Here is a 7,826-nt window from a genome sequence, read left to right on the forward strand (position 1 = left end):
GGTCAGGGGGGGCACGTCGGCCAGGCGGTTCAGCGGAGTCGGGTCGGTCAGGCCGGTCGGGTGGTTCATGCGGTGGGCTCCAGAGAACGGGCCGCCGGAACGACGGTGCACGGAACGGCAGTACATGTGAGGGCCGGAGTACACGTGAGGGCCGGGGCGGTGGCCGAGGCGTCGGGGGCAGGGGGCAAGATCGGCCCGGTCTCACCGAGTTGGCGTGTGATGGAGTCGGACATGCTTACCTTGGGAGCGGCGTGCGGGCGTCGCAAGGTGCGCTGTGTGCACTTGGCGCAGACTGCGCGGAATGTCGGTCAGATCGAGCCGGAGCGGAGACCGGAGCGGGGAAGGGGAAGCCGTGGCGCGCGAGCGGTCGGGGCGTACGGCACGGCACCTGGTCCTGGTGGCCCGCCTGCGGCGCCTGCGGGAGGGCGCCGGGCTCTCCGTACCGCAGGCCGCCTCGCAGCTGGGGTGGCATCCCTCGACGCTGCGGCGGCTGGAACAGGCGCAGACCTCGCTCGACGTGGGGCAGGTGTCGGCCCTGCTCGACCTCTACGGGGCGGGCGCGGCGGAGACCGACGACATCATGGGGCGGCTCAACGCGGCGAACATGCCCGGCTGGTGGCATCCGTGGCGGGACGCCATGGCGCCCTGGCTGATGGACCTCATGAGCGTGGAGTCCGCGGCGAGCGTTGTCCGCACCTGGCATCCGGCGCTGGTTCCGCTGCTGTTGCGCACCCCGGCGTACGCGATGGCCGTGGACGAGGTCATGTTCCCCGACCGGGACGCCGCCGCGCGGCAGCGGCGGGCCGACTTCCTGGTGGAGCGTCAGAAGCGGCTCCAGGAGCAGCAGACCAGGCTCTGGGCCGTCCTGCCCGTCACCGCGCTGCGCTGTCGCGTGGGCAGCGACGAGGTCATGCGCGAGCAGGTCAGAGTGCTTCAACAGACCGCCGAGCGTGGGGATGTGACGATGCAGTTGCATCCCGAGTACGCCCCTCCGCATCCGCTCACCGGCCTGCCGGCGCTCTCCCTGTACCGGGTGGAGACCCGGGAGATCGCGGACCACGTGGTGCGGGAGGGCGGGCTGCCCGGCACGGCGGAGGTGTGGGACAGCCCGCACCCCGTGCAGACGTATCAGGGAATGCTGGACGTGTCGTGCGTGATGGCGATACGGCCGGCCCGAACCAGAGAGGTACTACAGGATGAGTACGACCGGAAATGGGCCTGAACTGCCCGCGCAGATCGACACGAGCGTCGCGCACTCCGCACGCGTCTGGAACTACTGGCTCGGCGGCAAGGACAACTTCCCGGCGGACCGGGCGGCGGGCGACGCCTACCGGGAGAAGTACCCGCTGATCGAGACGTTCGCGCAGGAGTCCCGGGACTTCCTGCGCCGTACCGTCACCTATCTCGCCCGGGACGCCGGGATCCGGCAGTTCCTCGACGTGGGGGCGGGGCTGCCGACCGCGAACAACACGCACGAGGTCGCCCAGCGGATAGCCCCGGAGTCCCGGATCGTCTACGTGGACCACGACCCCCTGGTGCTGCTGCACGTCCACGCGCTGCTGACCAGCGCGCCCGAGGGTGCGACCGCCTACGTCGAGGCGGACATGCGCGACACGGACGCCGTGCTCGCCGGGGCGGCCAAGACCCTGGACCTGACGCAGCCCGTCGCTCTCGTCATCAGTGACGTCCTCGGGCACATCGTGGACTGGGACGACGCGCTGTCCCTGGTCCGGCGGCTGGTGGACCGGCTGCCCTCCGGCAGCTACCTCTCGCTGAGCCACTCCACCGCCTCCGACGAGGCCCACCGGGCCGTCCAGGACGAGTACAACGCGAGCGGCGCGATCCCGTACATCTTCCGGGAGCCGGAGACCACCATCGCGTTCTTCGACGAGCTGGAGATGGTGGAGCCGGGGATGGTGTCCTGGCCGAACTGGCGGCCCGACGCGAACACCGGCACCACCACGGCCCGGGCCGGGTGGGGCGCGGTCGCCCGTATCCCCTGATCCTCATCCGGACGACCATGTCCACGACTGCCGTGCCGCCGTCCGGCCATTACCGCCCCCCCCACGCTCGGCCCGCAGAGGCTCGACCATGAGCACCACAGGCACCACAGGCACCACAGGCATGACTGGCACCACCGGCGCGACCGGTCGTGAGGCCGCCTGCCCGGGCGCTGGCGCCCGGTACGGTCAGGAGGCGGCGGACCGGCTGCTGCGGGCGGCGACCCGGTCCGGGGCGCATCTGATAGCCGAGGCCGCGTTGCTGGTCCAGGGGTGGGCGGTGCTGGCCGACCCGATCGCCGGGGCCGTCTACAGCACCCCCGCCGCCGCGGCCGCCGACGGGGTGCACGCGGCCGCCGCCCCGCAGGAACACCCGTACTGCGTCCAGCGCCCGGCGGCCGGGGGCGTCCTCGTCCTGGCTCCCGGGCCCACCGTGCCCTCGGAGCACGCCTCGCACATCGCCACGACCACCGCGGCCCTCCTGGAGGTGCGCGGTCAGCGGGCGGCGGAACTGCGGGGCGAGCAGATGCGGCTGCACACCACGCTCGTCCGGCTGCTGCTGGCCGGCCACCTCACCGCCGTCGCCGACACCCTGGGCGGGAGCGGGCACACGCATGTCACGGTGTACCGGCTGACCGGCGCCGACGTCCCCACCGCCCACCAGGTCCTCTGGCGGGCCGTGCGCCCCTCGCTCGCCCCGCACGCGGAGGCCTGCACCCTGCTGGGCCGGCTGGACGGCGAACTCGTCGTCGCCGAGCTCCACCACGGCGGCGACGACGGGCGGATCCTGCGCCTGGTCTCCCGGGTCAGCGAGCGGCACCACCTGCTCGCGGGCATGGCCGGACCGCTGCCCCTGGCCGAGATGTCCACCGCCCACAGCGACGCCGCCGCCGCCCGGCACAGCGCCACCTCCGACCGCCGCATCGTCCCCGCCGACGCCGTCGGCGCCTCCCGGCTCGCCCCTCTGCTGCCCACCGCCCCGTACGCCCGCTGGGCCGGAGCCGTACTGCACCCGCTGAGCACGGCCCAGCAGCACCTGCTCCTCGTCTGGCTCCGTAGCGGCAGCAAGCCTCGCGCCGCCGCCGCGCTCGGCCTGTCCGCCGGTACGGTCCGGGCGCGGATACGCGAACTCTCCCGGCTGTTCCGCGCGGACCTGGAGGACGCCACCGTACGGGCGCATCTGCTGCTCGCCCTCCGCGCGCCCGCCTCCGCCCCCGCCGACGACAGCGAGAGCGGGAGCGAAAGCGGGAGAGGCCAGGCCCGGCTGGAGTCGCTGCCTGCCGGACTCCTGGACACCGAGGCGGTACGGGCCTGGGCCCACGGCCTGGTCGGCGGTCTGGAGCCGCACCTGCGGATCGCGTTGACCTGCTGGCTGCGGCACCATGCCAGAACCGCCCCCGCCGCGGCCGAGCTGCACGTCCATCGCACCACCCTGGCCAACTGGCTCACGCAGTGCGCCGAACACCTCGCGCAGAACCTCGCCGACGCCACCGTGCGCGCCGAGATCCACCTCGCGCTGAAGGCCACCCGGACCGGTCCCGACGACCCGGCGGCCCTCCCCCGGCGCGGCGGCCGCACCTACCGGCGCCTGTGACCGGCGCCGAAGAGCAGGGCTAGGACGGCGCCTGGCCCGTCTCGAAGCGGCTGACGCGGTCCCCGGTCACCGTGAAGACCCAGCGGGTCCGCATCGTGCCCCAGGCGTCGTTCGTGTAGTCGACGACGAGGACCCGGCCGTCGTCGGAGGCGTCCACGACCTTCATACGGCCGTTGGCCTTCGGGGAGAAGATCTCCTTCTCCGTCCAGGCCGCCAGGTCCCGTTCGCTGCCGTCGTCGGACATCGTCGCGTCCTCGGTGAGCACGTCGGCGAAGAAGGCGTCCTTGTCGCCCGCGTTCACCGTGGCGATGAACTTCTCGACCACCGGGTCGCTGATCGATGCGGTCATGGTGTTCCTCCTCTTTCTTCGTCCCACCGAGTCTCTGTCAGCGGGTTCACCCCCGCATGTCGGGCGCGTCCCCACCCCGCTCACCCGGCGGCGGCCAGCGCCTCCAGCAGCCGGGCCAGCTCCGCCGGACCCTGGAGGTGGGCCATGTGCCCCTGGCCGGGCAGCTCGTGCACCTCGGCGGCGGGGACGCGCCGCGCGACCTCGTCGAACGATGTTCCGTAGGGGGCCGTACCGCGGTTGGCCCCGCCGACGATCAGGTCGACGCGGTCCGCCCGCCGGGCGAGGGAGTCCGGCGCGGGCTCCCCGTACAGCGCGGCCGTCTCGGCATGGAGCGGAGCGGCCAGGGCGCGCAGGGCCTCCCACACCTCGGGGTCGGCGCGCAGCGCGTCGACGACCGCCCCGTCGAGACCGGCGATCCGCCGGTGCACGATCTCCACGGCCGCGCCCCGGTCCGCCGCCTCATCGGCCGCCCCTTGATGTGCGCGCCGCCCCGGTGTCGTCACTCCGCGGGGGAGCCGCTCCCTCTCTCCGTCTGCGTCCGTTCGAGGAAGACGTCCCGCCCCGGGCACGTCGTGTGCGCGGGCCACAGCGCGTGGACCGGGACGTGCACCGGCGGGTCCAGGTCCACGACGTGGGCCGCGCCGCCCGCCGCCGGCCCCGGGGGCGTCGTCACGAAGGCGAGGCGGCCGGTCGCGGTGACGGCGGTGACCGGCGGGGTGCCCTGGACCGGGTTGCGCCGGGTGTCCGGCTCCACGCCCACCTGACGGCACAGGCCGATCAGGAGGTCCGTGTACGCGGACGAGCCCGGCTCGCCCCACACCGTGAGCGGCTCGCCGCCCAGATCGGCCAGGGCCACCGCGGTCCTGGCGGCGAGCGGGTGCCCGGCGGGGACGGCGACCCGCAGGCGGTGTTCGGCGATCCGGGCCCGGGTCAGGCCGGTGTCGGCGGCCATGGCCCGGCTCAGGCCCAGGTCGCAGGCGCCCGTGAGGAGTTGCTCGCGCAGCTCGTCGGGGAAGAGCTGGCGGACGTGCGCCTGGATGCCCTGCTCCTCCGTACCGGCCCGGGTCAACAGCTCCACGACCTCCTCGGCCGTGACCGCCGGGGTGTGGCCGATCCGCAGATGCCCGGCCTGCCCGCGCCCGATGCGGCGGGCGCGGTCCAGGGCGGCCAGCGCCTGGGCGCCGAGAGCACGGGCGTCGTCGATGAGGGCCTGCCCGGCCGGGGTCGGGGTGACGAGCTGGTGGCCCCGGTCCAGCAGCTGGACGCCGACGTACCGCTCCAGGGTGCGGATGGAGGTGCTCAGCGCCTGCTGGCTCAGGTGCAGCCGCTCGGCCGCCCGGGTGAACCCGCCCTCCTCCGCCACGGCGACGAGATGCTCCAGCTTGCGCAGGTCCAGGCTCACGCGGGTCCTCCCGTACGCCGGAGAAGGAAAGGATCAGCGGACCGTGTAGCCGCCGTTGGCGAAGATGGTCTGACCGGTGATCCAGCCGCCTTCGGTGACGAGGAACTTCACCAGCGGCGCGATGTCCTCGATCTCCGTCAGCCGGCCGCCCATCGCCTGGGACTTGTGGAACTCCACCCGCTCCGGCGTCTCCTGCGGGTAGAAGAACGGCGTGTCCATCGGCCCCGGGGCCACATTGTTCACCGCGATGCCGCGCGGCGCGAACTCCTTGGCCGCCGCGCGGGTGAAGTGCTCCAGCGGGGCCTTCGCGCCCGCGTAGGTGGAGTACCCGTCCGTGAACGCGGCGAGCAGGGACGTCACCAGGCTGACGATGCGCCCGCCGTCGTTGAGGCGCGCACCGGCCTCCTGGAGGAAGAAGTACGCCGCCTTGGAGTTGATCGCGAACATGCGGTCGTACTCCTCCTCGGTCGTCTCGCCGATCGGCTTCCGCAGCACCATCCCGGTGGTGTTCACGGCGACGTCCACCCCGCCGAAGGCGTCCAGCGCCTGGTCGAAGAGGCTCCGCACCCCCTCGACGCGGGTCAGGTCCTCGCGTACGACGAGGGCCTGCGCGCCCGTGCCCCGTACGGCTTCCGCGGTCTTCTCGGCATCGGCGGCGCTGTTCTCGCCGTGGTGGTGGACGACGACGTTCGCGCCGGCCTCGCCGAGCGAGCGGCTGATCAGGCCCCCGAGATTCTTCGCGCCTCCGGCGACGACTGCGGTCTTCCCCTTCAGCGACTGCTGCTGCTCACTCATGCGGATCCCTCTCTCCGAAATGTACCGTTCGTTGCGGTTTCCGTTGCCCACGCTAGGAGCGTGGGCCGCCGAGGGGAAACACAGAGATCGTGTCGGCCCACCAGGAAGATGGGTCACCGCAGGTCAGCGCGGGTTGCCGCAGGTCGCCGCGGTGACCGGAAACGTCATTGACGTACGTCTACGGGTCACGAAGGATCACCGCGTGACGATCACCGAGCAGCCTTCGCCCGCCTCCCGTCCGGCCCGCCCCGTCGCCCTGATCACCGGCGTCGGCCGCAGCATCGGCATCGGCGCGGGCATCGCGCGGCGGCTGGCGGCCTCCGGCTGGGACGTCGCCTTCACCTACTGGACGCCGTACGACCGCCGGATGGAGTGGGGCGCCGAGCCCGGGGCCGCCGCGTCCATCGCAAAGGAGCTGGCGGAGGCCGGAGCCCGTACGGCGGCGATCGAGGCGGACCTGACCGACCCCGACGCCCCGGCCCGCATCTTCGACGAGGCCGAACAGCGCCTCGGCGGTCCGGTGACCGCGCTCGTCCTCTCGCACGCGGAGTCGGTGGACTCGGGGCTGCTGGACACCACCGTGGAGGCGTTCGACCGGCACTTCGCGGTGAACTCCCGGGCCAGTTGGCTGCTGATCCGGGAGTACGGGCTCCGCTTCCGCGGCGAGCCGGGCACCGCCACCGGCCGGATCGTCGCGCTCACCAGCGACCACACCGTGGGCAACCTCCCCTACGGCGCCAGCAAGGGCGCCCTGGACCGCATCACGCTGGCCGCCGCGCACGAGCTGGCCCACCTCGGGGTGACGGCGAACGTCGTCAACCCCGGCCCGGTGGACACCGGGTGGATGACCGACGACCTGCGCGAGGCCCTGGTCCGGGGCACCCCGCTCGGGCGGCTCGGCACCCCGCGGGACACCGCCCATCTGGTGGACTTCCTGTGCTCCCCCGAAGGACAGTGGATCAACGGCCAGTTGCTGAAGAGCAACGGCGGCGCGGCCGCCTAGAAGGTGTCTAGTCTGGCCTGGTCCATGTAGTGCACAGGGGGGCGTATGCACAACGAAGACAGGGTCGGCAGAGCGGACGACGGGCGGGACGGGCGCCGCGCCGACCGCCGGGCGGACGACGAGGCTCCCCGGACCGTGATCGACGGCCGCTACGAGCTGCTGGAGCGGATCGGCAGCGGCGGGATGGGCGAGGTCTGGAAGGCCCACGACCGGCGGCTGAACCGTTACGTCGCGGTCAAGGGCCTGCTCGACCGGAACGCCATGAGGCCGGGCACGCAGGCGACGGCGATGCAGCGCGCCCGGCGCGAGGCGGAGGCCATCGCCAAGATCGAGCACCTGAACGTGGTGACGGTCCACGACCAGGTCGAGACCGACCACCAGGTCTGGATCGTGATGAAGCTGCTCGAAGCACGGTCCCTCGCGGACCTGTTGAGCCGCGACGGGATCCTCGCCGTGCCGCGCGCCGCGACCATCGGCCTCCAGGTCCTCCAAGGGCTGCGGGCGGTCCACGCGGCGTCGGTCGTCCACCGTGACGTGAAGCCAGGCAACGTCCTCGTCCGGGACGACGGCCTCGCGATCCTGGTCGACTTCGGCATCGCCACCTTCGAGGGCGCGGACCGGGTGACCAGCACCGGCAGCGTCATCGGCACCCCCTCCTACCTGGCCCCCGAACTCTTCGCCCC

At 73.0% G+C, this 7,826-nt stretch carries 9 protein-coding genes; 5 read left to right on the plus strand and 4 right to left on the minus strand.

Features of this window, described 5'->3' with window-relative positions; all coding sequences use genetic code 11:
• Window positions 1–352 precede the first annotated feature (352 nt).
• From JS521_RS31280 to JS521_RS31290, 3 genes are all read left to right on the plus strand, one after another.
• Entirely contained in the window at window positions 353–1,222 is an 870-nt protein-coding gene (locus tag JS521_RS31280; protein WP_205086296.1) for a helix-turn-helix domain-containing protein, read from the plus strand.
• Window positions 1,197–2,003: an SAM-dependent methyltransferase gene (locus JS521_RS31285; RefSeq protein WP_205086297.1), complete on the plus strand. Its 807-nt coding sequence runs from the start codon at window positions 1,197–1,199 to the stop codon at window positions 2,001–2,003. Before JS521_RS31280 ends, JS521_RS31285 begins: the two co-directional genes overlap by 26 nt.
• Window positions 2,004–2,124: 121 nt before the next feature.
• Entirely contained in the window at window positions 2,125–3,594 is a 1,470-nt protein-coding gene (locus tag JS521_RS31290; protein WP_239488108.1) for a PucR family transcriptional regulator, read from the plus strand.
• 19 nt (window positions 3,595–3,613) lie between these two features.
• On the opposite strand, the gene JS521_RS31295 is transcribed toward JS521_RS31290, so the two are convergent.
• From JS521_RS31295 to JS521_RS31310, 4 genes are all read right to left on the minus strand, one after another.
• Window positions 3,614–3,943, minus strand: a complete 330-nt coding sequence (locus tag JS521_RS31295) for a nuclear transport factor 2 family protein (protein ID WP_205086299.1) — start codon at window positions 3,941–3,943, stop codon at window positions 3,614–3,616.
• An 80-nt stretch (window positions 3,944–4,023) separates the two neighbouring features.
• Window positions 4,024–4,380, minus strand: coding sequence for a hypothetical protein (locus JS521_RS31300; RefSeq protein ID WP_239488109.1), 357 nt, complete (start codon window positions 4,378–4,380; stop codon window positions 4,024–4,026).
• Window positions 4,381–4,442: 62 nt separating this feature from the next.
• Window positions 4,443–5,345, minus strand: a complete 903-nt coding sequence (locus JS521_RS31305) for a LysR family transcriptional regulator (RefSeq protein WP_205086300.1) — start codon at window positions 5,343–5,345, stop codon at window positions 4,443–4,445.
• A gap of 33 nt (window positions 5,346–5,378) precedes the next feature.
• Window positions 5,379–6,140, minus strand: a complete 762-nt coding sequence (locus tag JS521_RS31310; protein ID WP_205086301.1) for an SDR family oxidoreductase — start codon at window positions 6,138–6,140, stop codon at window positions 5,379–5,381.
• 202 nt (window positions 6,141–6,342) lie between these two features.
• Between JS521_RS31310 and JS521_RS31315 the strand changes: the two genes are divergently transcribed.
• Both JS521_RS31315 and JS521_RS31320 read left to right on the plus strand, forming a co-directional pair.
• A complete protein-coding gene (locus tag JS521_RS31315) occupies window positions 6,343–7,143 on the plus strand; it encodes an SDR family oxidoreductase (protein ID WP_205086302.1) in 801 nt (266 codons plus the stop codon).
• 45 nt (window positions 7,144–7,188) lie between these two features.
• On the plus strand, window positions 7,189–7,826 hold a 638-nt coding region (locus JS521_RS31320), incomplete at its 3' end, for a serine/threonine-protein kinase (RefSeq protein WP_205086303.1).

Source organism: Streptomyces durocortorensis (assembly GCF_016901035.1).
GTDB classification, from domain to species: domain Bacteria; phylum Actinomycetota; class Actinomycetes; order Streptomycetales; family Streptomycetaceae; genus Streptomyces; species Streptomyces durocortorensis.

Excerpts from the sequence above, each read along its gene's own strand:
- JS521_RS31285 (WP_205086297.1), top strand. The coding sequence starts at position 1,197 with ATGAGTACGACCGGAAATGGGCCTGAACTGCCCGCGCAGATCGACACG.
- JS521_RS31295 (WP_205086299.1), bottom strand. The coding sequence starts at position 3,943 with ATGACCGCATCGATCAGCGACCCGGTGGTCGAGAAGTTCATCGCCACG.
- JS521_RS31310 (WP_205086301.1), bottom strand. The coding sequence starts at position 6,140 with ATGAGTGAGCAGCAGCAGTCGCTGAAGGGGAAGACCGCAGTCGTCGCC.
- JS521_RS31290 (WP_239488108.1), top strand. The coding sequence starts at position 2,125 with ATGACTGGCACCACCGGCGCGACCGGTCGTGAGGCCGCCTGCCCGGGC.